The sequence below is a fragment of the Gordonia sp. SL306 genome (assembly GCF_026625785.1).
Classification (GTDB): domain Bacteria; phylum Actinomycetota; class Actinomycetes; order Mycobacteriales; family Mycobacteriaceae; genus Gordonia.
Genome location: NZ_CP113063.1, coordinates 732,249 through 756,515, shown reverse-complemented (window position 1 = coordinate 756,515; position 24,267 = coordinate 732,249). Strand labels below are relative to the sequence as shown.

General features: G+C 67.1%; 26 protein-coding genes. 7 read left to right on the top strand and 19 right to left on the bottom strand.

The window, feature by feature from the left end:
* Positions 1-106 precede the first annotated feature (106 nt).
* Together OVA31_RS03645 and OVA31_RS03640 are read left to right on the top strand one after the other, a co-directional pair.
* Positions 107-475, top strand: a complete 369-nt coding sequence (locus OVA31_RS03645) for a cupin domain-containing protein (protein WP_267629750.1) — start codon at positions 107-109, stop codon at positions 473-475.
* A 95-nt stretch (positions 476-570) separates the two neighbouring features.
* Complete coding sequence (locus OVA31_RS03640) at positions 571-1,056, top strand: NUDIX domain-containing protein (protein ID WP_267629749.1); 486 nt, start codon at positions 571-573, stop codon at positions 1,054-1,056.
* Positions 1,057-1,081: 25 nt separating this feature from the next.
* Here the strand turns inward: OVA31_RS03640 and OVA31_RS03635 are convergent, their stop codons facing one another.
* The 9 genes from OVA31_RS03635 to OVA31_RS03595 form a co-directional block, all read right to left on the bottom strand.
* The gene (locus OVA31_RS03635) at positions 1,082-1,723 is read right to left on the bottom strand and encodes a TetR/AcrR family transcriptional regulator (protein ID WP_267629748.1); all 642 of its coding nucleotides are present in this window, start codon (positions 1,721-1,723) and stop codon (positions 1,082-1,084) included.
* A gap of 32 nt (positions 1,724-1,755) precedes the next feature.
* Positions 1,756-3,567, bottom strand: coding sequence for a hydroxysqualene dehydroxylase (locus OVA31_RS03630; protein WP_267629747.1), 1,812 nt, complete (start codon positions 3,565-3,567; stop codon positions 1,756-1,758).
* A gap of 157 nt (positions 3,568-3,724) precedes the next feature.
* On the bottom strand, positions 3,725-5,239 hold the full coding sequence (locus OVA31_RS03625) for a PH domain-containing protein (protein WP_267629746.1): 1,515 nt from the start codon (positions 5,237-5,239) through the stop codon (positions 3,725-3,727).
* The gene (locus tag OVA31_RS03620) at positions 5,226-5,726 is read right to left on the bottom strand and encodes a PH domain-containing protein (protein WP_267629745.1); all 501 of its coding nucleotides are present in this window, start codon (positions 5,724-5,726) and stop codon (positions 5,226-5,228) included. The genes OVA31_RS03625 and OVA31_RS03620 overlap by 14 nt, the downstream gene beginning before the upstream one ends.
* A 232-nt stretch (positions 5,727-5,958) precedes the next feature.
* Entirely contained in the window at positions 5,959-7,194 is a 1,236-nt protein-coding gene (locus tag OVA31_RS03615; protein WP_267629744.1) for an HNH endonuclease, read from the bottom strand.
* Positions 7,195-7,329: 135 nt separating this feature from the next.
* Positions 7,330-7,815: a GDSL-type esterase/lipase family protein gene (locus OVA31_RS03610; RefSeq protein WP_324290179.1), complete on the bottom strand. Its 486-nt coding sequence runs from the start codon at positions 7,813-7,815 to the stop codon at positions 7,330-7,332.
* 71 nt (positions 7,816-7,886) lie between these two features.
* Positions 7,887-8,651 carry an SGNH/GDSL hydrolase family protein gene (locus OVA31_RS03605; protein WP_267629742.1) on the bottom strand — a complete coding sequence of 255 codons (765 nt, stop codon included), beginning with the start codon at positions 8,649-8,651 and terminating at the stop codon, positions 7,887-7,889.
* Positions 8,652-8,674: 23 nt separating this feature from the next.
* A complete protein-coding gene (locus tag OVA31_RS03600) occupies positions 8,675-9,436 on the bottom strand; it encodes an SDR family NAD(P)-dependent oxidoreductase (protein WP_267629741.1) in 762 nt (253 codons plus the stop codon).
* A gap of 32 nt (positions 9,437-9,468) precedes the next feature.
* Complete coding sequence (locus tag OVA31_RS03595; RefSeq protein WP_267629740.1) at positions 9,469-11,244, bottom strand: acyl-CoA dehydrogenase; 1,776 nt, start codon at positions 11,242-11,244, stop codon at positions 9,469-9,471.
* A 107-nt stretch (positions 11,245-11,351) separates the two neighbouring features.
* On the opposite strand from OVA31_RS03595, the gene OVA31_RS03590 reads away from it, so the two are divergent.
* Positions 11,352-11,936, top strand: coding sequence for a TetR/AcrR family transcriptional regulator (locus OVA31_RS03590; protein WP_267629739.1), 585 nt, complete (start codon positions 11,352-11,354; stop codon positions 11,934-11,936).
* Between the two features lie 3 nt (positions 11,937-11,939).
* Here OVA31_RS03590 and OVA31_RS03585 read toward each other — a convergent pair whose 3' ends face one another.
* The 5 genes from OVA31_RS03585 to OVA31_RS03565 form a co-directional block, all read right to left on the bottom strand.
* Positions 11,940-13,079 (bottom strand): helix-turn-helix transcriptional regulator, encoded by a 1,140-nt coding sequence (locus OVA31_RS03585; protein WP_267629738.1) that lies wholly within the window; start codon positions 13,077-13,079, stop codon positions 11,940-11,942.
* A 66-nt stretch (positions 13,080-13,145) separates the two neighbouring features.
* On the bottom strand, positions 13,146-14,489 hold the full coding sequence (locus OVA31_RS03580) for an FAD-binding oxidoreductase (protein WP_267629737.1): 1,344 nt from the start codon (positions 14,487-14,489) through the stop codon (positions 13,146-13,148).
* Positions 14,490-14,674: 185 nt separating this feature from the next.
* Positions 14,675-15,085 carry a RidA family protein gene (locus OVA31_RS03575; RefSeq protein WP_267629736.1) on the bottom strand — a complete coding sequence of 137 codons (411 nt, stop codon included), beginning with the start codon at positions 15,083-15,085 and terminating at the stop codon, positions 14,675-14,677.
* Between the two features lie 97 nt (positions 15,086-15,182).
* Positions 15,183-16,082 (bottom strand): carbohydrate kinase family protein, encoded by a 900-nt coding sequence (locus tag OVA31_RS03570; RefSeq protein WP_267629735.1) that lies wholly within the window; start codon positions 16,080-16,082, stop codon positions 15,183-15,185.
* On the bottom strand, positions 16,079-16,735 hold the full coding sequence (locus OVA31_RS03565; protein WP_267629734.1) for a class II aldolase/adducin family protein: 657 nt from the start codon (positions 16,733-16,735) through the stop codon (positions 16,079-16,081). Before OVA31_RS03565 ends, OVA31_RS03570 begins: the two co-directional genes overlap by 4 nt.
* Positions 16,736-16,848: 113 nt before the next feature.
* On the opposite strand from OVA31_RS03565, the gene OVA31_RS03560 reads away from it, so the two are divergent.
* Positions 16,849-17,523 carry a DUF6891 domain-containing protein gene (locus OVA31_RS03560; protein ID WP_267629733.1) on the top strand — a complete coding sequence of 225 codons (675 nt, stop codon included), beginning with the start codon at positions 16,849-16,851 and terminating at the stop codon, positions 17,521-17,523.
* A 209-nt stretch (positions 17,524-17,732) separates the two neighbouring features.
* Here the strand turns inward: OVA31_RS03560 and OVA31_RS03555 are convergent, their stop codons facing one another.
* The 4 genes from OVA31_RS03555 to OVA31_RS03540 form a co-directional block, all read right to left on the bottom strand.
* Positions 17,733-18,935 carry a serine hydrolase domain-containing protein gene (locus tag OVA31_RS03555; protein ID WP_267629732.1) on the bottom strand — a complete coding sequence of 401 codons (1,203 nt, stop codon included), beginning with the start codon at positions 18,933-18,935 and terminating at the stop codon, positions 17,733-17,735.
* Positions 18,936-18,970: 35 nt separating this feature from the next.
* Complete coding sequence (locus tag OVA31_RS03550; RefSeq protein WP_267629731.1) at positions 18,971-20,155, bottom strand: pyridoxal phosphate-dependent aminotransferase; 1,185 nt, start codon at positions 20,153-20,155, stop codon at positions 18,971-18,973.
* Between the two features lie 67 nt (positions 20,156-20,222).
* The gene (locus tag OVA31_RS03545; protein WP_267629730.1) at positions 20,223-21,059 is read right to left on the bottom strand and encodes an aldo/keto reductase; all 837 of its coding nucleotides are present in this window, start codon (positions 21,057-21,059) and stop codon (positions 20,223-20,225) included.
* 39 nt (positions 21,060-21,098) lie between these two features.
* Entirely contained in the window at positions 21,099-22,028 is a 930-nt protein-coding gene (locus tag OVA31_RS03540) for an NADP-dependent oxidoreductase (RefSeq protein WP_267629729.1), read from the bottom strand.
* A gap of 124 nt (positions 22,029-22,152) precedes the next feature.
* Here OVA31_RS03540 and OVA31_RS03535 point away from each other — a divergent pair, with 124 nt between their 5' ends.
* Together OVA31_RS03535 and OVA31_RS03530 are read left to right on the top strand one after the other, a co-directional pair.
* Positions 22,153-22,563, top strand: coding sequence for an ArsR/SmtB family transcription factor (locus OVA31_RS03535; RefSeq protein ID WP_267629728.1), 411 nt, complete (start codon positions 22,153-22,155; stop codon positions 22,561-22,563).
* The gene (locus OVA31_RS03530) at positions 22,560-23,096 is read left to right on the top strand and encodes an SRPBCC family protein (protein ID WP_267629727.1); all 537 of its coding nucleotides are present in this window, start codon (positions 22,560-22,562) and stop codon (positions 23,094-23,096) included. The genes OVA31_RS03535 and OVA31_RS03530 overlap by 4 nt, the downstream gene beginning before the upstream one ends.
* A 28-nt stretch (positions 23,097-23,124) precedes the next feature.
* Here the strand turns inward: OVA31_RS03530 and OVA31_RS03525 are convergent, their stop codons facing one another.
* Positions 23,125-23,598: an NUDIX hydrolase gene (locus OVA31_RS03525; RefSeq protein WP_267629726.1), complete on the bottom strand. Its 474-nt coding sequence runs from the start codon at positions 23,596-23,598 to the stop codon at positions 23,125-23,127.
* Between the two features lie 90 nt (positions 23,599-23,688).
* On the opposite strand from OVA31_RS03525, the gene OVA31_RS03520 reads away from it, so the two are divergent.
* Positions 23,689-24,174 carry a hypothetical protein gene (locus OVA31_RS03520; RefSeq protein WP_190265728.1) on the top strand — a complete coding sequence of 162 codons (486 nt, stop codon included), beginning with the start codon at positions 23,689-23,691 and terminating at the stop codon, positions 24,172-24,174.
* Positions 24,175-24,267 lie beyond the last annotated feature (93 nt).

The window sequence follows — 24,267 nt, the reverse complement described above, 5'->3', positions numbered from 1 at the left end:
AAGGAAACCGCAAGGTCGCAGACCTAGCGTCGAATACGTTCCCACACCTGCGGGAGCCCACCATGTCGGTCTGAGCCGACGACGGCGTGACCACACCGGAGGAATCATGACCACGACACATCAGAAGACCGAACACCGGGACTTCGCCGACGCCGACGAGGTCCGCACATTCGAGCACGGAGCCATGGAAGTGCTCACGGTCGGTGGAGACGACATCGGCCGAATGACGCTGCAGCCCGGCTGGCGCTGGTCGAACGACGTCAAACCGATTGCCGGGACCGACCTCTGCGAGGCACCGCACTTCCAATATCACGTGTCGGGCACCCTCCACATCGTGATGGCCGACGGCACCGAGTTCGACGCGACGGCCGGCCAGCTCACCTCGCTGCCGTCCGGACACGACGCCTGGGTGGTCGGTGACGAACCTGCTGTCATCGTCGACTTCTACGGCGCCAGCAACTGGGCGAAAGGGTGAGTGAACAGCTCGTATGACGTCAGGTCCCACGCGTCGAGAACCGGCCGTCGGCCTCGCCGGTCCGGAACAGTGACCACAGACGACACAATGGGGTCATGGCGAAGGAGTCGAGACGACGGAGTGCGGGATTGCTGCTGTATCGGGGAGCCGGGCCCTCGCTCGAGGTGCTGATCGCCCATCCGGGTGGTCCTCTGTGGGCGAAGAAGGACAACGGCGCCTGGTCACTTCCGAAGGGACTCTACGAACCGGACGAGTCACCTCTCGACGCGGCACGACGCGAGTTCGCCGAGGAGATCGGCACACCGGCACCCGACGGACCGGTCCTCGACCTCGGAGACGTCACGCTGGCGAGCGGGAAGGTGGTGACCGGGTTCGCCGTCGAGGGTGACCTGGACACGACCACGGTCGTGAGCAACACCTTCGAGATGCAGTGGCCGCCGCGGTCGGGGCATATCCAGAGTTTCCCGGAGATCGACCGCGCCGAGTGGGTCACCCCCGACACCGCCCGGAGCAAGCTCAATCCGGCCCAAGCCGAGTTCGTCGACCGACTGCGGGACCATCTCGAGGTGCGGGGCGCCTGACCGACGGCAGGACTCACAGCAGGACTCACAGCAGGTAAGTGGCTGTCATCGCCTTCCACAGGTCCAGGTGTGGATCGGTGGTCGGATCGCGCCGATCGATCAGGTAAGTCGCGGCAACCCCACGCATGCTGGAGAGCAAGAGTGGGTACAACTCGGGATATCGTGGGCGCGAGGTCAATTCGGGTCCGAGAAACCCTGCGACGGCCTGCCGGACGGTGGGGCCGAGCCGGCGTTCGGTGGGCAACAGCGCATCGCGCAGCACCACGTTGGTGCGGGCCGCGGTCCACAGTTCCATCGAGGCGACGAAGTACGGCTGGTGAAATGTGGTCCAACCCAGGTCGATCGCCGGACCGATCCGCTGGACCGGATCCTGCGGCCAGTCGACCTGCGCGGGCATCGCCTCGATGCGTGTTCGGGCCAGATGGTCGACCGCAGCCATCAGCAGTTTGTCACGCGACGGGTAGTGATGAAGGAGGCGGCCGCGGCTCACTCCGGCCTCCGCCTGGATCGCCAGCGTGCTCGCCCCGGCGTATCCGCGGTCGACGAGAACTCGGATCGCGGCATCGAGAATGCGGGTGCGCGTGCGGTCGCCGCGCTGCTGTGTGCCCGTTCCCGGTGTCGCTGGTCCCGCACCCTGCGGTGTCGCGTCGAACTCCGATCGGTCCACTCGCTGATCCTATCCGCCCTGCAGGAGACTGATCAGACGTCGAGGAAGTGGGGTAGGCCAGCTCGATACCGTTTGCGGTCCTCGGCCTTGATCGGGTCGAGCATCGGCAGCTCCCACAGGGGGAGGACCGGCGCGGGCCGAGCCGGACTGTTCGCCGCTGCCAGGATGGCGTTGGCGGCCCGGCGGCCCGACTCGTTGGCGCCTTCCATCGTGGCGAGGTCGATGTTGGTGCGGACATGATCGCCACCGATGAAGAGGTTCGGGATCGTCGTGTACGCGTTGGGCCGGTGTTGATAGGACCCGGCGGTGTTGACCATCAAGGGTGTCGCGTTGGCGATCTGGGGCGACCACGTGACACCGGGATCGAGCGACCAGGTGACGATCTCCTCGCCGCGGAGGATTCGTCTGCCGCCGGAGTTCATCGCCCGGCTCATCTGCGCCCACACCTCGCGGGCGATCTCGCGTTTCGTGCACTGCTTGGCGGGTTTGCCGTACACGATTCCCGGCTTCTCCCAGTCGGAGATGTCGATGGAGAGACAGTCGCGGATCCGCCCGTCCCCGTAGGTCTTGGCGAAGTCGACCCCCCAGGGGCGTGCCTGGAACAGCCCGGTCAGGGCCCATGGGGTGCCGAGCGCGGCGATGTGGCTGGGCGGCAGGTCCGAGCGCCGGGAGAGAAAGTACTGTATGCCGACCATCCAGTCGTCCTCGAGGTGGGGGACTCCGGCGAGGGAGGGGTCGGCATTCAGCAGCGCCGGCGTGAGCAGCGTCCGGAGGCGGTCGAGCGGCATCGCGGCGACGTACCAGTCGGCGGAGACCGAGGCACCGGACCGCAGGCGCGCACCCGTGATGTGCCTACGGGAGATCTGGAAGTCGGAAACGCCCTCGCCCATCACGAAATTCACCCCGAGTCGTCGGAGGTGCGCGACCCAGGGGTCGATCCACGCATGGGTGGTGGGGGCGTTGAGGATTCGATCAACGCCCCCATGGACGAGGCCGGCGTCGTACTGGCTGAGCAGGCCGGTCGCGGAGGTGGCCAGCGCCAGGCCGATCTGCCCGATCGTCCGCGCCGACGCGGTCTGCGATTTGGCCGCCACGAGGGCACGGGTGAGGGCCCCGGCCAGATAGCGTTGGTAGGCGGGCGATTTCCCCTTCGCCTTGACGAACTGAATCCAGGATTGCTTCTCCCACTGACCGAGTCGTCGTTCCTGGCAACTCGTCGCGATGATGAGCTCGCGTGTGACGAAGTAGGCGAGTTCCTGCGGCGGCACGTCGACGACGAACTTCAGGCCGGTGGTCAGCGCGTTGCGGAGGTTGTCCAGTTCGACGATCGAGGATGCGTGGTCGACGAAGCCCATGATCGAGGCCGGAGCGGTGGTGGGTGCGTACCCGGCTTCGTCGAACGCGATGACCGCGGTCTCGACGTTGATGAGGTGCCGGTCCTTGACGTTGCCGCCGCCGGCGAGCGGGATGCGCTCCATCGACTCGGTGACGTGTTGGTAGCACCCCGGGAAGAACCGGAAGCCATGCTCTCCCGGGAGTGGGAGGCGACCGCCGCGAGCGGTGCCCGGGACGTCGTGGCTGCGCGCCTTGCCGCCGAGGAAGGCGGGCTCGTAGACGGTGACCCGAAAGCCTCGTTCGACGAGTTCGTGGGCGGTGGCCAGCCCAGACATTCCGCCGCCGAAGATCGCGACCTCGCGCGGCCGTCTGGTCGCGGTTCGTGGAACTGACTGCGCCGAAGGTACTTTCACGTTCGGAAGCGCGACGGCGGTCCCGGCCAGCACGGCCGCGGCGGCCGCGCCCTTCAGCACCGACCGTCGGGAGCAGTCGTAGTGGTCGTCGTCCATGTCCCCGTCCCTTCAAATCAGTCAGCACTGACTGATTGTGAGGTTTACCACTCTTTTGCCCGGGGTTGGGACTGATTCGACGAAAAGTCTCAGAAAAGTTGGTCAATCGTCTCACTATGCGACGACGTCGACCCGGGTGATCACCCGACGTGGTTCGTCATCGGGACACGACGAAGGGCGCCAACAGGTGTGGTGAGACCGTCGTCATCAGCTCGGCTGCGGCGGCAGGGTCGAGATCCACAGCGGCATAGGCTTCGGCCCCGGCAGCGGTGGCGACGACCGTTGTTTCCACGCCTCGACGTCGCTGGAAGAACGATGCCGAGGACGCCCACCCGACAACTCCCTCGCGGCTGACGACGTAGCGGTGCCGTGCGACACGCGGCGGGGCGATCACGACCGCAGTCGGGGTGACGCGGACGCCAAGATTTCGGTACCGAAGGACGCCGAGCGCCGACGACGCCACGGCAACGACCGCGGCAAGAATCAGCCATGGCCAGGTCAGCGGTCCGATCACCGCGACCACCACGACGATTGCGAACAGCAGGCCACCCCAGAATCCGCGGGTCAGGCGCCGGGTCAGCGCGCCGCGCCCATGCCGGTTCAAGGGCGAGGTGAGCTCGTCGCCGTCGTGTGCGACGAGCTGACCCACCCGGACGGCCTCGTCGAACGGCGCAGGTGGCAGAAGCAATGGGTTCTTGGACGACCCGGTGGCGATCGCGTTGAGCCGGGCACCGCGGACCGCGCGCATGAGTACCGGCTCGTGCAGGTGCACGCCGCGTACACGGTTCTCGTCGAGGCTGCTTGCATTGGTGGTGAGGAGGCCACGGCGGATGAGGAGTGTCCCGTCCCGGTGGTTTCGGACCAGCGAGAAGTTCCAGTACGCGAGTACGTAGCCGCCGAAGGACAGCAGCGCCCCCACAGCGATCACGACGATCACCGACACGGTCACCACGAGAGGGACGGGGATGTCACGGATGCGGTTGATGGCGTCTTCGGCGGCGGTGGCACCTTGCTCGAACAGGCCCGCTTCGTTGGCGAACTGTGCCGCCAGACCACCCGCGGCGGCGGCCGCGGCGAAACCCGTCAACGAGAACGGCGCGAAACGCAACCACGAGAGTTGGAGTCGGGACAGTTGTTCCGGTGGCACGGACCGTTGTGACGGTCCGTCTTCGGTGAGACCCGACGGGCGTGCGGTCCGCGCCACGGTCGCCATCAGGTGGCGGTACAACGTGTCGGCCTCCGTGGCAGGGATGGCGTTGAGTTCCACCACCGACGACTCCTTGTCGCCCCCCGTGCCGATCCGGACCTTCTTGAGGCCCAGCACCCGATGCGGTACCGACGCGGTGAGGTCGACGCTGCGTATGCGATCTCGTCGCGCAGTCGCGACCTTGCGCGTGATCAGGCCGCTCCGAACCCGCACATGCTCGTCGGTCACCTGGTAGCGGGTCATCAGCCAGGGCACGATCGTGATCAGCGGGACCGCGATCAGGGTGAGGATGATGCTGATGTCCAGCGCGCCGCGGCCGGCGAAGATGATCGCTATGACCAGCGGGATGAGCTGCGGCAGCTGCTCGATCGGCCTGACCGCGATCATCCACGGGGACAGTCGATGCCAGACCGCCGGGCCGTCGTCGCGGAAGATCTCGGCGGGTGGATTGTCAGGTCGCGTCATCGGTGTGGGCCTGGGTGCGAGCGGTGAGATCTGCGGCGGCGTTCCGCGCGGCGGAGGCATCGAGCCCGACGATCCGGATCGTTCCTGCCGACGACGCGGTGGTGACCGTGAGAGTCGCCAGGTTCAGCAATTGTTCGATGGGCCCGGCCGCGGTGTCGACAACCTGGATGCGAGCGATCGGGATGATCACGCGGCTGCGCACGAACCAGCCGGACTGGGTGTAGACGGCGTCGTCGCTGATCTCCCACCGGTGAAAGCGATACCGCCATCCCGGCACCACCATCACGAAGAACGCCGTGACCACCACGGCGACCACCGCGACGGCCAGTGCTGCCCAGCGCGCCGGATCGGCGAGTGCTGCGACGACGACGGCCGCGGCAAGGACCGGGATACCCGTCAGCAGTGGCGTCATCCGCCACATGGTGACAGCGCGTGGATCCACCTGGTGGACGGGTTCGCGAAGCAGCAACGGCGGTGTCGGTTCCATCTCGGCCGAGTCTATTCGACAGTCGGTGCGACGATCTCGATACGACCCTGGCTGCGGCCGCCGGGGCGAGGCCCCCCACGCTATGGAGTTGTCAATGGTCGTGCGCGGTCCCGTCGGGTGGTCGGGTGCGCGGTGAAGGTGCTTACCTGAAATGTGCTGCGCTGGAGTGCGTATCTGTCCCGGTCCGTTGGTCGAGTGGCCGACGGACGAGGTGAGGAAGCGTTTCGCGTCCTCAGGCGGCGATGTTGTCGAGGTGCATGGTGCGTCGGTTGTGGGCGGGCAATGGTTTTCGGTGTGGGTCAATGGTGCTCGGTGGGATGAGCCAGGGGTGGCGGTCGATGCCGAGGGTGATGTCCCAGCCGTGGGCGTGAACCTGGGCGTGGCAGGACGGGCAGAGCAGGCAGCCGTTGTCGAGGTCGGTGGGGCCGCCGTCCTGCCAATGGACCATGTGGTGCACGTGTGCCCAGGAGGCTGGTGCCCCGCATTTGATGCAGCATTGGTCGCGGGCGATGATGGCTTTGCGTTGGTGGGATGTGAACAGGCGTTGTTCGTAGCCCATGTCCAGGGGTGCGCGGTTGCCGTCGATGATGATCTCGGTGATGCCGGCATCGCACGCCAACATCTTTGCCGTCGCCTGCGATACCGGGCCGAGCCATGGCAGCGACGCCAGGTCGGGGGTGCCGACCGGGATGGTCAGGTTGATGTGTGTCTTCGGTGCGGTCATGAACGGGGTGTTCGCCGACGTGGCGGCGTCGAGGATCTGTTCGAGCGCATCGGCGCGTTGCGCGCCCGGACTGCGGGCGTCGGGGGAGCCGTCGGGTTCGGGGCGCGCCTGGGTGAGTGAGTCGATGGCGGCGGTCAACTTCTCACCGATCACGACATCGAGATCGCCCTTCACGGCGACTCGCCCGTCGGAGGTGGGGACAACTGCGAACTCGTTGATCCGTCGATCCTCGCCCGCGGGGAGTCCGCCGGTTTCGGCGGCGACCTGGTTACCGAGCCCACGTGCGATCTTCTCGATTTCTTTCGGCGTGGCTCCGGAGAGGGCTTGGGCAATCAATGCGCGTTCATGCTCGAGGCGCTCTTCATCGCAGAGCCCGTCGGCCGCCCGACTGGCGATGTGGACAAGACCCTGCACGATCGCATCGACATGCTCACCAGAGAACACGCCATCCGCGGCGTAGCCGGGTAGGCGCTGCAACGACTCCAGCGCGGCTCCGATCCGCATCCAGCGCGCGGCGACCCCGGGCGCGGCACCCATCTCGATCAACAGAGTCCGCGTCTTGCCGCCGGACTGCCGTGCCACCCCCAATCGATCCAACGCAGCGGCATGCACCGCCAACAGGTGATCGACGATATTGCGCAGTTCCATCAACGCCTTCGTGGCGTCGAACACCTGCCGCCCCGTCACCGCATCGGCGACGGTGACCTCACGCGTGAACTGGATGGCCGAGCTGATGTCCCCCATGTAATCCAGTATGACTCGAACATGTGTTCGAGTCAAGGGATTCTTCAGTGCCGCAAAGAAACTCGTTGATTCTGGCCTCACGCAAACCCTCCACGATATCGCGGCGCACCGACAATATCGGCCGGGCTCGAGGGATCAGCCGAGCAACTCGCGCAGGCCCTCCGCGACCGCCGCCATTCCCTCGGCGTTGGGATGGAAGGAAGCGCCGATCCGGTCGAGATCGGTGAAGAACCCGAAGACCCAGGGCGCAGGGTCGCCGAGCGCATGGGTTTCGCTCAACGAAGACGCGGAAAGCAGTTCGGCGCCAGATCGGTCTGCGGCTACCAGGTGCGCTTCGCGCAAGGCTGCCTGAATGCGCCGGGCCTGTGTCAGATCCGCTGCGGGAAAAGGGACGTCGCGTCCCGCGACGGTGCGGTCACTGATGGCGGTCAGATAGTCGACGAGAACGATCCGTGCTCGTGGGGCGCGTGTGCGCACCTCGTCGACCACCAGGACGAGGCCATCGGCGGTGCGCTCGACGTCTGCGCTCGTCGGAGCCGGAACGGGGTCGCTGACCATTCCGGCGACCAAGGTCGCGATCGGTGATGCCGGCGCATGCTCTCGCCACGCGGCGGCGAGCATGAAACCGATGTACTGCAGATCGTTTCCGCCCCCCGGTGACAGTGACGACGTCGGCGTCGGAGTTGCCGCGACTACCGCGATGCGCCTCGTGGTTCGACGGACGTCCACATCGGGTGCTTCGCCTCCCGATCGTCGCCCGACGACCGGCCCCGGAGTCGCCGGATGACCCACGGGGCCAGATGGCTACGCGTGAAACGCAGATCCTCGGTCCATCGGTAGCCGCTGATCGGTGCGTTCGGCCGGTCGGGTGTCGCAATGGTGTGTACGCCGAGGGCACGCAGGACGTGTGCCGCAACCCGCTGGTGTCCGATCGGATTGAGGTGGAGTCGATCGTCGGACCAATAGGCCGGACGCCGGATCTCGCTGTCGTGGAACATGTCGACGAAGGTCAGATCCTCGTCGGTCGCCAGGGTGGCGATCTCGGTGGTCAGGTATTCGCCGCGGCCACGGATCTTCTCCCCGAACGGCAGTCCCGACGACGGATCCGCACCGGCGAGCAAGACGACCTCGATTCCGGCCGCGGTGCACCGGCGCACTGCTGCGCGCGTGAGTTCGATCAGCCCGGCGAGATCGCTGCCGGGGCGCAGCATGTCGTTGCCGCCGCCGTTGAAGGTGAGCAGCGTGGGCAGCGGATCCAATGCGAGTGCCGCATCGATCTGCTCGGTGGCGATGGGTCCCAGGAGGCGTCCACGGATCGCGAGGTTGGCGTACTCGACTCCGCCGTGCTCGGCCGCGAGGCCTTCCGCGACCAGGTCGGCCCACCCACGAGGATGGACGCCGTCCGGCTCGTCGCCGACGCCTTCGGTGAAACTGTCCCCGACAGCAACGTAACGCATTGTGCCCCCGTATATTCCGGTCTCTAGGTGATGGTGACGCCACCGTCGACCGCGATGGTCTGCCCGGTCACGTAACCCGAAGCAGGCGAGGCCAGCCACACGGCCGTGGCCGCGAGTTCCTCGCCCCGTCCCATCCGGCCGAGGAGAACGCGCGGCAACTGGGACTCCAGATAGCCGTCGTGGTAGGTGTCGGTCATCTCGCTCTCGAAGAATCCCGGCGCGATCGCGTTGACCCGGATTCCCTTGCGCGACGCCCATTGCTGGGCCAGATCGCGCGTGAGTCCGATGACGCCTGCCTTGCTGGCCGCGTATGCGGCCTGCGGCAGTCCGGCGGTGGTGATGCCCAGGACACTGGAGATGTTGACGACCGCGCTGCCGGGTTGCATGACCCGACCGCATGCCTGGGCCATCCAGTACGAACCGTTGAGGTTGACATCGACAACAGAGCGGAACTGATCGGGGGTCTCGCGGGTTGCCGGGACGGCGGTACCCACACCGGCGTTGTTGATCAGGACGTCCACCCGGCCGAAGGTTTCCATCGCCGCATCGATGACGGCCTGGCACTGGTCGGGATCGGCGACGTCGGCTGGCACGCACAGCGCTCTGCGGCCCAGGGCCTCCACTTTGGCGGCGGTGTCGGCGAGGCGCTCGGCCCGCCGGGCGGCGAGCACGATGTCGGCTCCTGCCTCGGCGAACCCGGTGGCGAACGACACCCCGAGACCCGACGACGCGCCCGTGACGACGACGACCTTGTCGGTCAGGTCGAACATGTCCAACAGTGACATCTGGTGACTCCTAGGGTCGGTGCGGCGGCCGGTCAGAACCAGACCGGGTCGGTGTCCAGGGTGGTGCGGTCGAGCGCGGCGACCAGCGACAGCTGCGCAGCCGTCTTCGGCAGCTCGTAACGGAAGAAGTACTGGGCGGCAGCACGTTTGCCGTCGTAGAAGTCGCCCGTCCGGTCAGCGGCCGCGAGGAGCTGCTCGAGCCACACCCAGGCCACGACGATGTGTCCGGCCGCCTCCAGATACGCGGTGGCATTGGCGAGCGACAGCGCCGGATCGCCGGCCGACCACGCCTGTGCCGTGGTGGTGACCAGCTGGTCGACAGCTTTCCGGAGGTCGGTGGCGTACTCCGCGGTGGCTTCGCCGGAGGCTGCGCGATCGATGGTCGCGCCGATCGTCTCGGCGAGCAGGGTGAGGCCCGCGCCGCCCTGCATGACCACCTTCCGGCCGAGCAGGTCGAGCCCGTGAATGCCGTGGGTGCCCTCGTGAATCGGGTTCAACCGGTTGTCGCGGTAGTACTGCTCGACGTCGAATTCCTTTGTGTAGCCGTAGCCGCCGTGCACCTGGATGGCCAGGCTGTTGGCCTCCAGGCACCACTGCGACGGCCAGCTCTTCGCGATCGGGGTGAGCACGTCGAGGAGCAGACCCGCCCGAGCCTGCTCGTCGCCACTGCTGGTGGACTGCTCGTCGACCAGTTTGCTGCAGTACAGGCCGAGCGCGAGAGCGCCCTCCACATAGGACTTCTGGGCAAGCAGCATCCGCTTGACGTCGGCGTGTTCGATGATCGGCACGGGTTTGCTCGACAGGTCCTTCTGGTCGACCAGACGGCCCTGCGTGCGGACCTTCGCGTACTCGAGCGATGCGAGATACCCCGCGTATCCCAATGACGTGGCCAGGAATCCGACCCCGATCCGTGCCTCGTTCATCATGTGGAACATGTAGCTCAGGCCACGGTGTTCCTCGCCGACGAGGTAGCCGACAGCACCTGTCTCCGACGTCGGCGAGTGCGTGCCGTCACCGAAGTTCAGCAGGGTGTTGGTGGTAGCCCGGTTGCCCATCTTGTGGTTGAGGCCGACGAGGGCAACGTCGTTGCGGGTGCCGTCCGCCAGGTATTTGGGCACGATGAACAAGGAGATGCCCTTGACGCCGGGCCCGCCTCCTGGTGCCTTCGCGAGCACGAGGTGCACGATGTTCTCGGAGAGTTCGTGGTCGCCGGCCGAGATCCACATCTTGGTGCCGGTGATCCGGTACGTGCCGTCGGACATCGGCTCGGCCTTGGTGGTGATGTCGGCCAGCGACGAACCTGCCTGCGGTTCCGAGAGGCACATCGTGCCGAAGAACCGGCCCTCGACCATGGGGCGGACCCAGGTGTCGAGCTGCTCGGGGGTGCCGTACTCGGCGAGCAGATTCGCGTTGCCGACGGTGAGGAATGTGTACGACGACATCGCCGCGTTGGCGGCCTGGAACCATGCGCTCGAGGCCCGACTGATCACGGTGGGGAGCTGCATGCCGCCCAGCGATTCGTCGTACGAACTCGCCATCAGGCCGGCCTTGACGAACTCGGCGATGCCCGAGGAGATCTCGTCGGGCAACACGACCTTGCCGTCGTCGCCGACGTACGGCTCGTTCTGGTCGCCGAGCTTGTTGGCCGGGGCGAAACGCTTGGTCGCCAGGTCCTCGCTGAGTTCGAGTACCGCGTCGAAGGTCTCCCGGGAGTGTTCCCGGAAGTGATCGCGGCTGGTCAGCTTCTCGACGTCGAGCCACTCGTAGAGCAGGAACTCGAGATCGCGACGGGAGATCGGGGCGGCCATGGGACTCCTTCGGCAACTAAGCGCTCGCTCATTTCTAAGCGCTCGCTTATGATGCACCGTACAGTGCGATCTGGTCAACAAGGCTGTGGTCGGGAGCGAGGTGGGAGATGGCCGTGACGCGTGCCGGCGACTCGGTGGCTGCGGAACGGATCCGCCAGGCGGCGATCGCGTCCTTCGCCGAGGTCGGATACGGCGGGACCTCCACGCGGCAGATCGCGAAGCGGTTGAACATGAGCGCCGCGGCGATGTATCCGCACTATCGATCGAAAGAGGAATTGCTCTACGCGATCGCGGTCCAGGGCCACCGCGGCGTGCTGGCGGCACTGCGCGCCGTCGACGACGAGTCGGCGCCAGACGACCAGCGGTTACGTGCGGTCGTGCGGGAATTCGCGCGGTGGCAGGCGGAGCACCATCAGCTCGCGAAAGTCGTGCAGTACGAATTGCACGGATTGACCCACGAGCACTATCGCGAGATCACCGCGATCCGTCGTGACACGTCCGACGTGATCGGCGCCATCGTGAGCAGGGGCGTGGCGTCGGGGGAGTTCACCGTCGCCGCGGCCGACGATGCGGTGTTGGCTCTGTCCTCCCTGTGCGTCGATGTCTGTCGCTGGTTTCCATCGCGGACGCATCGTGACCCCGAGGCCCTGGGCCACGCCTACGGCGACCTTGCGGTACGGATGGTCAGGTAGACGCTACCCGCCGGCGACGTCGAACGACCCCGACGGCAGTAACGGGTCGTTCATCCGCGGGGCATATTGGTCGAAGTAGACACGTGCGATGAGTTCGCGCCGACTCCGGACACCGGCCTTGTCGAAGATCGACTTGAGGTGGTCCTGGACCGTGTAGGCGGACACGTGCAGCGTGGTCGCGATGTCCTTGGTCGCCACGCCCTGGAGCACCATCTGGGTGACGTCGCGTTCACGGGCGGTCAGCCCGAAGGCGGCGACCACCATCGGCACGATCTCCGGGGGCCGCGCCTCCTCGATCGTCACCACCACCTCGCCGACTCGTCCCTCGGCGTTCGAGAGCGGCGACGCGTGCACCACCAGCCACATGCCGGAAGCCGCCCGGACGCGTAATCGGGGCGGGACGTCGGTCTCGCCGCGACCGTAACGCCGGGCCGCGCCCACCAGCGAGGTGATCACCGAACTCGCTGCGCCGCTGTTCTTTCCGGTCAGCAGGTCGTCGAGGCGCTCTTCGGCACCCGCACTCATCTGGATCATCTGGTTGGTGCTGTCGACGATGAGGACACACGGTCCGGTCGAGGTGACCTGGGGTTCGGCGACGATCGTGGTGAGCAGCCCGGTCCGGACGCCGCGTGCCATGGTCTGCGACAAGGTGTCGAGATAGTCGATCTCGCCGGTGTCGAACGGCGACTCGCCGGCCTCCCGGAAGAATGCGATGGCGCCCCAGACCTGCGCGCCGTCGCGCAGGATCAGCCGCGCCTCATCCCGGAAGTCGAAGTGCGGCGTCATGAATTCGGCCATCCGGGGCGAACGTCGGTTGTCACCGCCGGTGAGTTCGTCCACACCGACCGCGTCGACATGGGCGAGTGCAAGCTCGCGGAACGACGAGTCCTCGGCCTGGCCGTACTCCATCAGCCCGAACTCGTCGTCGTGGGTGTTGCGACCGACCAACGATCCGTACTTGCGAACGCTCGTCAGGATCAACGAGTTCGGGTCGACGGTGGCCGCGCACGCCGCGGCGTGCGGGACCGCACGGGTGAGCGACTCGATGGCCTCGCCGATGAAGTCGCTCACCCCGAGACCCGCATGGGCCAGCACGTCGATGTCGCGGCGTACGCGCTCGGCGGTCAAGGCTGCTGTGGCCATGGTCATCAGTTTCCGTCGTCGCAGGTCAGATGTCCATCCCAGATTTGTGGAGCAGACATTCGGGGGTCACACGGCCCGGCGGAACATCCCGTTCGGATCGTGGCGCTCGCGGATGGCCGACAGACGGTCACGATCGTCCGGTGACCACAGTGCGGGCAAGTCCGCGACCGGTGTCCGGCCGGCGAAGTTGGGGAGCGCTCCGTCGGCCCACGGTGCGACCGCATCGTTCACCGCGCCGACATGCGGGCCGGCCAGTTCCGCGGCAGGGCCTGCCGGGACCGCGATGGCGAGGATGCTGTAAGCCGCCGACCGCGCGGTGACGGAATTGGGAACACCCTGTGGTGCAGTCAGTTTCCCACCCAGCAGGCGGAGTTCGACGATGGCGAGTGGACTCGCGACCGTTGGTCCCGCCACTTCGAGGACCGCATCGACGGCCTCGGCCGGGAGTTCCCGTAATGCGCTGCCACGTTCGATGCTGGGCATCGGGCCCGGGGGATCCATGTGCACGGCATCCAATGCGGCCACCGGCATCACGTCGACGTTGGCCAGCAGCACCGGTCCGGCGGTCGTCATCGGGGCGAGCAACGGCGCACCGACCGCGGGATCTCCGGTGTAGGTGAACCGCACGTGCACCGCGATCTGCCCCTGCAGCGGCGGTGGGAGCGTGGGGTCCGGCGGCAGGCGCAGGATGGCCACCGAGGTTCCCGCCTCCACCGGAAGGGTCGGTGCCCATCGCCGCCAGGCGTGCAGGACCTGTTCGGCCGCGGCGCCGGCGAAGAAGATGCCGCCGCCATAGATCGTGGTGAGGCCGATCAGGTCGAACTCGATCGACGTCACGATCCCGCAGCCGTCCCGGCCGCCGAGCAGCGCCCAGAACAGATCGGACCCGGCGCCGGCGTCGACCGTGCGGATGATGCCGTCGGCGGTCACCACCTCGATGCTGCGGACGAGGTCGGCGGCATAGCCGAATTGCCGTCCGAGGGGACTGAGTCCGCCACCGAGTGTGTACCCGACGACACCGACCGACGACGACGACCCGACGAGACCGGTGAGTCCATGAGGTGCGGTGGCGGCGACCAGGTCGCGCCACCGGGCGCCCGCACCGACTCGCGCCGTCTTCGCGACCGGGTCGACGCTGACCTCGGTCATCCGGGAGGTGGTGATGGTGAGGTGTCCGTCGCCTTCGATGACCGGGCCGTGGCCGGTGGCGCGAACGCCGACTCGTAGACCGTGGCCGCGGGCATGGCGGACCGCCGCCGCGACGTCGTCGGCCGACGTGGCGCCGACGACGATGTCTGGCGTCTGGACGCAGGCGAGGTTGAAGCCGGCCAGTTCGTCGGCGTATCCGGGATCGGTGGGGGTGAGGACGGGGCCGGTCACCGTGGCGGCGTCGGGGGTGGTGAGGGACATGGATTCTCCTGGTTGTGAAAGGGCGTGAAGGGGGTGTGGAGGTGATCTCGATACGGCGGCTCGCTGCGCTCGCTGCCGACTCGATCAGCGGAATGTGGTAGATCAGTGGGCGAGGTTTTCCGCTGGTCGAGTAGCCGCGAGCCGCCAGGCGAGGGGCGTATCGAGACCAACCTCGCCGGGGAGGTTCAGCGGCCGGCCTGTGCGGTGATCTCGACCGCGAGACCGGGGAGGGCGAGGGCGGTGACGCCGACGAGTGCGGCGGGCGGCGTCGCGTCGTGCGCGTCGAGGCGCTCGGTGAGCGCCTCGTAGGCGGCCAGGGTTGCCGCGATGTCGGTGGTGTAGATGGTCAGTGAGAAAGCGTCGGCGAGCGTCATGCCGGCGCGTGCCAGGATCTCCTCGACATGGTGGACGGCGAGTGAGAGTTGCGCTGCGACATCACCTTCGTGGAGAACACGCCCGTCGTCGTCGACGGAGGCCTGACCCGCGATGGTCAGCATTTCGCGTGGCGCCGGGCGCAGCTGGGCGTGATCGAAGCGAAACGGCACGTTCCACGTCGACGGGTTGATCCGCACGGTGGTGGGAGTGGATGTGTTCACGCCTTCGAGACTGGCTCGTGCGCAAGACGATTCCCATCCCGATCATCAGGGGATTTCTCGGCCCAGATTTCTGGGGGTCATGCGATCGATCGACGCGTCAGCCCGCGATCGACGCCCAGGTGAAGTCGCCGTGGTCGCTGCCCAGTCCGGTCGCGACGATCCCGGCCACCGCACAGCCGATCTCCGCGGCGGCGAGGAGTCCCAGATCGTGTCCTCGGGCGGCGAGAAAGCCCGCCGAGAAGGAATCGCCGCAACCGCTGGTGTCGACGACGGTCACATCCCGGGCGTGGGCGTGCTCGGCGTCGTCGGCGGTCACCACGTGGGCTCCGTCGGCGCCTGCGGTGGCCGCCACGCAGCTGACGCCACGGTCGATGAGGCGTCGGCACGCGGCGATCAGGTCGGACTCGCCGGTGAATCCGCGGACCTGGTCGTCGTTGGGGAGGAGGTAATCGAGTTGTGGCAGAACAGGTTCGATCCAGGCGAATAGACCGGGATCGCCGTCGGCGAGGATGTCCGCGGAAATGGTGGTACCGGTGCTGCGGAGGTCTGCGAGCAGAGGAGCGAGTTCGGGCGGGTTGAGGAGTTCTGGTGCACCGATGTGGACGTGGTCCATCCCGGTGAGGAGCTCGAGCGGGGCGCTGCCGAGTGGGTAGGCGAGATTGGCGCCGGGCAGGTGCAGTGCCGGTCGGTCGCCGTTGCTGCGGATCGGCAACATGCTCATCGATGTCGGTTGGTCGACGGTGACGAGATGGTCGGTGTTCACACCGTTGCGATCGAGCATCGTGGTCAGCAGGTCGCCGGCGTCGTCGCGGCCGATCGCGCCCACCGTGTAGACCTCGACGCCTAGCTTGGCGAGGGTGACCGCGGTCCCGCCTGCCGGTCCAGCCGGTGACATCCGGATGTTCTGCACGAGGGCAGCGCCCTGACCGCCGGGGATCTCGTCCACAGGCTGTGCGAGCACGTCGAGGACGTGTGCTCCGAACGTGGCCACTCTCATGGGTTCCTCCCGGGGAACGGTGAATACTGCCGTCGTGTCGCGGTGACCACGACGTCGACGATGTCGTCGTGGGTGAGGGTCGCGGGCGGTGCGATCGCCGCGGAACGCAGGTAGAGCTCGGCCAGCCAGTCCACGAGTTCGATTCGGTCGCAAGCCGAGTCGAGGTCGTCGCCGTATGCGACCGAACCGTGGTTGCGCATCAGGGCGGCCGTGCGCCCGGTCAGGGCCGCGGCCACGGCGTCGCCGAGTGCGCTGCTGCCGAACACGGCATACGGCGCAACCCGGATTGCACCCCCGATCAGGGCGGCCGTGTAGTGCACCACGGGCAGCTCGTCGACGACGTTGGCAGCGGCGATCGACGCGATCGGGTGTGCGTGGACCACTGCGGCCGCCGACGTGTGCTGATAGACGTCGAGGTGGATGCGTAGCTCGGATGTCGGCTGAAAGGGCGTGTCCTCCACGACCGTTCCGTCGAGGTCGACGGCGACCATCTGCTCGGGCGTGACATCGGCGAGCCGGCAGCCCGACGGGGTCAGGAGGACATGATCGTCCACGCGGACCGAGAGATTTCCGCCGGTGCCGTGGGTCATCCCCGCGCGGGCAAGTCGCTGGGCAGCGGCGGCGAGCGCCGCACGTTCCTCGGAGAAGCGCACGTCGGAGAGATTACGCGGTGTCGTCCGAACAGACGAACCGCCGCCATCGCCGGAACCATTCGGTCGGTGGCGGCGTCCAATGGCCAATCAGACCCGTTGGATGGAGCAGTCATATGCAGGGAGCGCACCTCGCCGATCTGCGTGATCTCGTCAGGTCTCGGTTGATCCCGGGGTTCACCGGGCTCGTCGAGATCGAGGCGGACGCGCGGGACTGGGCCGAGGACGCCGGTGAGTCGCCCGACGACGCCGTCGGCGAGGTCCGCCGGCTGTGGGACGATCGGGCGCAAGCGCAACGGCAGTGGACCGACACCGGTGACTATGCGCGTCTCCTCGCAGCCTTCGACGACCTCGACGCGGACGGGGTGCTGGCGCGGATGAACTTCTCGTGCTGCAGTCGGTGCGCCACGCAGGAGATCGACAGCGAACGCACCCCGGATCCCGACCGCGACGACTGGTACAAGTTCCGCGAATGGGCTTATGTCTTCTTCCACGAACAGGACGCCGAACGGCTCGCGGACGACGACGCGGTCCTCTACCTGGGCTACAGCGCCTTTCGTCCGCATCCCACCCTGCCGGATGCACTGCTCGACGCGATGTCGGCCGGCGACACCGATGCCGAACACGTCGCGTACGAGCGCACCGAGACGTTGCTCGGTGAGCAGATAGTCGGGACCCTCCGCAGGCACGGACTCGATGTCGCATGGTCGGGTTCGCGGCACGACCGGATCGGTATCAACGTCAAGGAATGGCGTAAACCGTTGCCACAGAATCTCACCGATCGGGCATAGGATTCATCTTTCGCGCACTGGAGTTCACGCCGGGCGACCGCGTGGTCGGCCCTGCGAGATGCGATGGCCGCCCAGGCGAAGCCTCCTCGCACGATCGGCGACGTTCTGGGCACGGTCGCTGAGATTCTGTGCCCGATCGGCGAGGTTCTGTGCCCGATCGGCGAGTGGGTGCGCCCGTGGGCGGGGTTGGGATCCGGAGCGGTGCGGCCTCAGACGAGTGAGCGGTAGACGGCCCGCTCGAAGTCGAGATAGCCGTCGAGGGCGGTCGGATCGACGAACGGGAAGATCTGGGTCGCCCAGAATCCGCCGATCTTGGTGCGACGATCGATCCAGTAGTACAGATTCGCCAGCCCGGCCCAGGCGAGCGATCCCGCGGGCCGGCCCGTGGGTGCGTCCTCGTCGTTGATCAGGAAGCTGAGCCCCCAGGATTTGGGGATTCCTGGAAAGAAGTCCACATCGTGGGACAGTGCGGGGATCACGCCGGGCAGGGTGGTCACTGTGAGGTCGCCGAGGTGGTTGCGTGAGGCATCGGCGATCGTCTCGGGCCGCAAGATCTGCTCGCCCGAGTCGGAGAGGCCGTCATTGAGCCACATCCGGATGAACGCAAGATAATCGCGTGCGGTCGAGTAGAGGCCCTGCCCGCCCATGTGCACCTCGGGGTCGTCGGGCATCTTCCACTTGTGATTGGGGGACAGCGAACCGTCCGGCGCCCGGTGGTGCAGGACGGCACGTCGTCGGGCCAGGTCGTCGGCGAGGGTGAACGACGTGTCGGACATGCCAAGGGGGCTGAAGACGTGCTCGGACATCACTTCGCCCAGTCGGTGGCCGGTGACGCCCTCGACGACGAGTCCGGCCCAGTCCATGCTGCTGCCGTACTCCCACCGTGTGCCGGGATCAAAGAGCAGCGGAGTGGACAGTGACTCCATCGTGGCGCTGATGACACCTGGGACGCCGTGGTCACGCGTCAGCCGACGATAGTTCTCGTTGAAGAAGTCATATCCGAAACCGGCTGTGTGGGTGAGTAATTGACGTGTCGTCACGTCGGATTTCGGTGAGCGGAGGCGGAGGCTGCCGTCGTCGGCGAAGCCCTCGAGCACCTGGACGTCGCGCAACCGCGGAGCATACTCCGCGGCCGGTGCATCGAGATCGAGCAGACCACGCTCGACGAGTTGCAGTGTGACGGTCGCGGTGATCGCCTTGGTGGTGGAGAACAGGGCGAAGACACTGTCGGCGGTCATCGGATCGGTGCCGTCGCCGGCGCGCAGGCCCGCCGCGGACAGCGTCAGGAGTTCCGTGTCGGTGGTGACGCCTGCGACCACACCGGGCACGCGGGGTGAGCCCGAGACCGCGGCGTCGAGTACCTCGCCGACCGCGCGCTCGATCTTCCGTGAATCGATGATCTCTGTACCCATGGCGGTCATCCTCCTCGATGCGCTGACGGTCGGACTCAGGCAGGTGGCCTGAGCGTGCCGACGAACTCGCCGAGCCGCCGTAACCCCTCGGTCAGGTCGTCGGTCGATGCCGCGTACGACAGCCGAACGTGATCGTCGGCCGTGTGGTGGCCGAAATCCTTTCCCGGGGTGAGGGACACGTGTACCTCGCGTAGTGCTCGGTCACAGAACTCCGACGACGTCAGTCCGGTCCGCGAGACGTCGAGGTAGACGTAGAACGCGCCGTCGGGCACCACCGGCACATCGAGTCCGATCCGCGCCAGGCCGTCGACGACCAATTCGCGCCGAATACGGAACTCCTCGCGGCGGGCCTCGGCCAAGGCGAGCGATTCGTCGGTGAAGCACTCGAGGGCGGCGTACTGCGCCGGTGTCGGAGGGCAGATGTAGTAGTTCTGCGCCAGTCGCTCCATCACCGGGACGAGGTCGTCGGGCACGATGCACCAGCCCAGACGCCAGCCCGTCATCCCGAAGTATTTGGAGAAGCTGTTGATGACGATCGCCCCGGGGTCTGCGGCCAGGATGCTCGTCGGGGCGGTGCCGTCGGGCCCGGGATCGGCCAGGCCGAGATAGATCTCGTCGACGATCCGCCATCCGTCGCGGTCGGCCACGTCGGTGCAGATCCGCACCAGTTCGTCGTGCGGCACCGACGTCCCGGTCGGATTGGACGGTGATGCGACCATCACTCCCCGGGTGTGCTCGCCCCAGGTGTCGGCGACGAGTTCCGCGGTCAATTGGAAACGCGTCGCCGGGGTGGTCGGGACCAGACGCACGTGAGCGCCGAAGCTCTCCGCGAACTGCCGGTTGCACGGATACGACGGATCGGCGACGAGGACCTCGTCGCCCGGATCGACGAGGGCCGCGCAGCTCAACAACAATGCGGCGGAGGCCCCGGACGTGACGACCACTCGCCGTGGGTCGACGTCCACGCCGAATCGGGTGCCGCAGAACCCGGCGATCGCCGTGCGCAATTCGGGCAAGCCGAGTGCCCCGGTATAGGTCAGCGGCCGCCCGTCGGTCAGCTCACGGACCGCGGCGAGGAAGGCCGGTGGTGCACCGAAGTCGGGCTCACCGATGCTCAATTTGATGACGTCGTGACCGGCCGCCTCGAGTTCGGCGGCACGCTTGCCGAACTCCATCGCATAGAACGGCGCGACGGCCTCGGCGCGCTGGGAGATCCTCATGGGGTCATTGTGGTCCCGGCGGCCGAGGCCGTGCGAACGGGGCCGGATCGTTCCGGCACGCCGCGGGTCAGCTCTCCGGGATGTAGTTGAACTCGTCGGGGTTCGGTCCGCGACGACGGTCCTTGTTCAGCCCGTCGATGGCAGCCACGTCCTCAGCGGACAGCTCGAAATCGAAGAGGGCGAAGTTCTCCTCGACCCGTGCGCGGGTCACCGACTTGGGGAACACGATGTCGCCGCGCTGGATGTGCCAGCGCAAGGTGACCTGAGCAGTGCTGCGGTTCTTCTCCTGGGCTATCTTGACGAGCACCGGGTCGTCGAGGACGTCGCCCTGGGCGATCGGCGACCACGCCTCGGTCGCGATGTCGTGCTCGGAGTTGAATGCGCGCAAGGCATTCTGTGTCAGGTAGGGATGAACCTCGATCTGGTTGACCGCCGGCACCACATCGGTTTCGGCGAACAACCGCTCGAGGTGGGCGCGCTGGAAGTTGGAGACACCGATCGCTCGCGCTTTGCCGTCGCCGTGGAACTTCTCGAGCGCCCGCCAGGTCTCGGCATAGTCACCGACACCGGGCAGCGGCCAGTGGATCAAGAACAGGTCGATCTGCTCCAGACCGAGGTCGGCGAGGGTCTGATCGGCGGCCTTGAGGGCGTCGTCATAGGCATGGAAGCCGTTGTTCAGTTTGCTGGTGATGAACACGTCGCGACGATCGAGCCCCGATTTGGCGAGGGCGGCGCCCACGCCCTTCTCGTTCCCGTACATCTCCGCGGTGTCGATGTGGCGGTAACCGACCTCCAGCGCAGCCAGGGTGGCCGCCTCGGTCTCCTCCGGCGGGATCTGGAAAACACCGAAACCGAGCTGGGGGATCTGGACACCGTTGTTGAGAGTGATTGTGGGAACCGACATTCGGCTACTTCCTTTCGGTTGGATCAGCTTTCGGTTTGATCACGGCAGCAGGATGAACTTGCCCCGTGGATGTGTGCGTTCGAGTTCGATGAGTGCGGTCGCGGCGTCAGTGAGCGGGAAGGTCGCGGCCACCTCGGTGACGAGTGTTCCCGCCGCGGCGCCGGCGATGAGACCCTCGACGGCTTCGGCCCGATATCGTCTGCTCTCCGGTGTGCTGCCGTTCACCAGGACGATGCCGTCGGCAGCGCGTGCGAAGGCGGCGATGCTGACGATCCTCCCCGGGTTGTCGACCAGGGTGAGTGAGGTGTCGATGGCCTCGTCGTTGCCCACCGTGTCGATCACGGCGGTGACCGGCGCAGGCGTGAGCGCCGCGATGCGCTCGAGGAGTCCGTCGCCGTAGGCCACCGGGGTCGCACCGAGTGCGCGCACATGTTCGTGGTTGGCGGCACTCGCGGTGGCGATGACGGTCGCACCCGCCGTCACCGCGAGCTGCACGGCGATCGAGCCGACCGCGCCGGAACCGCCGTGGACGAGAACCACATCGGATTCGGTCACGTCTGCGGTACGCACGGCATCGGCCGCGGTGACCCCGACGAGGAGGAGCCCGGCTGCGCGCTCGACGTCGAGTTCGGCAGGTCGCGGATGAACGGCGCGGACGTTCGCGAGCACGCTGTCGGCGTACGCGCCGCGAGCGCGGTAGACGATGACCTCGTCACCCACCGCGAAGGGACCTGCGACGTCGCCGACCGCGGTCACCGTTCCGGCGAGCTCGTAGCCGATCGCGAGGGGCAGTTTCGACCCGTCGGTGCCGGTCTGGCCGCGGACGGACTTGACGTCGACCGGGTTCATCCCGATGGCCCGCGTCTGCACGACCACCTGTCCCGACGCCGGGGCCGGAATCTCGTGATCGACATACTCGAGCACATCAGCAGGGTCGCCATAGGCGGTCGCGACGAATCTCTTGGCCATGTCTGTTCCAAGGGTACGGACCGGGGCGAGTATTCCGATCCGAAGTCGGCCGGCGTCGTCACGCCCGAGGGTCCTGTCGTCGGGCTGTGGTGCAATTGGTAACCGATCAGTTACCATTCCTCGTATGGGCGTCTTCGATGCGATCGCAGATCCGGTCCGTCGCCAAATCCTCGGGATGCTGGCCGACGGTCCCTGCCGGGTCGTCGACATCACCGACACCCTCGCAGGCGAGCACCCGATCTCCCGGCCCGCCATCAGCCGCCACCTGCGGATACTCGCAGCCGCGGGGCTGGCCGACGTCACCGAGCGGGGCCGGGAACGTCACTACCGCCTCGATCCGGCACCGCTGGAGGACGTCCGGACGTTCCTGGCAGAACTCGGTTCGCGCCCCGACACGTCGCCCGGCGCCAGACGGGCGGGCACCAGCCGATCGAGGATCGACGAAGAGATGCTCGATGCCCTCGACACCGAGGTGTATCGCACCAGGCGCGACCGTCGCAGGGCGGCGGTCGACCGACAGGAGGATTCCGCATGACCACAGATCCGTCCGGCCGTCACCTCGCCCGCGCCGAAGGGGACGCCGTGGCGTTCACCCGTACGTTTCGTGCCGGTATCGACGACGTGTGGGCGGCGGTCACCGAATCCGATCGACTGGCCCGGTGGATCGGTTTCTACAGCGGTGACCCGCTCAGCGGCCACGTCGACTTCACCATGAACGCCGAGGGGGAGGAGAACATGTCGCCCACCCGGTACGAGATCCGTCGCTGCGAGCCGCCTCGGGTGCTGCGGGTGCACACCACCGATGACTTCGGCACCTGGGATCTGATCGTCGAACTGTCCGAGGCCGACGGGGTCACGACGCTGGTGCTCAGCCAGATCATCGACGATCCATCGACGATCGAGAACACCGGACCGGGCTGGGAGTACTACCTGGACCGGTTGTCGGCCGCGATCGACGGTTCCGATCCGGACGCCATCGATTTCGACGACTACTACCCGGCGCAGCGCGACTACTACCTGGCGATCCGGCAATCGGTGACCGGTGACGCCGGATCGCCGCAGCCCTGACGCATTCGGGTCGACGGACCCGCCCGGACTACCGGCGGAACCACGCCGCCGGATCGTCGCGGAGCGCGTTCTGGATGCGGAGCCGCGACGTCTCGGCGAGGTCCTCGGGTAGGTCGTCCGCGGGAAACCAGGCGACGTCGGTGTTCTCGTCGTCGGCTGCGTGCGGTTCACCGTCCACGTGGCGGGCGAGGAAACAGACGTCGAGGTACTGCGAGTGGTCGCCGTTGGGGTAGGTGATCATCGGCGTCACGTCAACGCTGGTCAGGCGCACCAGCTCGGCCCGGATGCCGGTCTCCTCGGCGACCTCGCGCAGCACCGCTTGAGCGGGCTCCTCCCCGGGTTCGAGGACACCGGACACCACCGCCCATTCATGCGTGTCCGCACGATGGGTGAGCAGGATGCGTCCGGTGCCGTCGAGCACCACCGCACTGACACCGGACAGCCAGAGAGGTTCGTGTCCGATGTGGCGGCGCAGGTCACGGATGAAATCTGGGATGGGCACGGAATCCATCCTGCCAACACGACCGGCGGGCGACGGAGACTGTCGGTGGCCGGTGATTCACTGACGCCATCCCGACCACAGGAGGTGCCCGTGAACGCGCAGCAACCAGATCCCCATCCGGACATGCACGGCATGGAGTCGGGCGGGACCGGTGCTTCGCCGACGATGACCTGGGATGCGATGGAACGGTGGCTCGTGCAATCGATGGCGGAGATGCCCCGCGCCGCCATCCTGGACATCGGCCCGGCCGGCGTCCGGGTCGACGACACCGACGACGTCGAATGCGCACAGATCCAGTCGCTGAGCTCGGAGACCTTCCTGCTCCGGCTCTCCACCGTGGTCATGTCGGCGCCGCTGCTCGCGTCGTTCAGCGTGCCGCGCACCGCGCTCGACACCTGGTTCTACGACGACGTCTTCGACGAGTGCACCCACGGATACCTGATGAGCCGTTCCCGTCGCCGCGTCGCCGAGATCGGTGTCGCATGGTTTCGGGACCGCTGCGGCTTCCCGTCTCCGGGCGATCTCGGCTGCTCGTACACCGAGCCGGCGCGGCTCGGGCGGTCGGCGTCGCGATGAGTGCGCGACGGCGAGTCAGGGAAGCCCCTGATCTTTCCCCGAATTCGACCGTCACCTGATGATTTCCGGCCGCGGGAAGTCCACAGTGGAGTC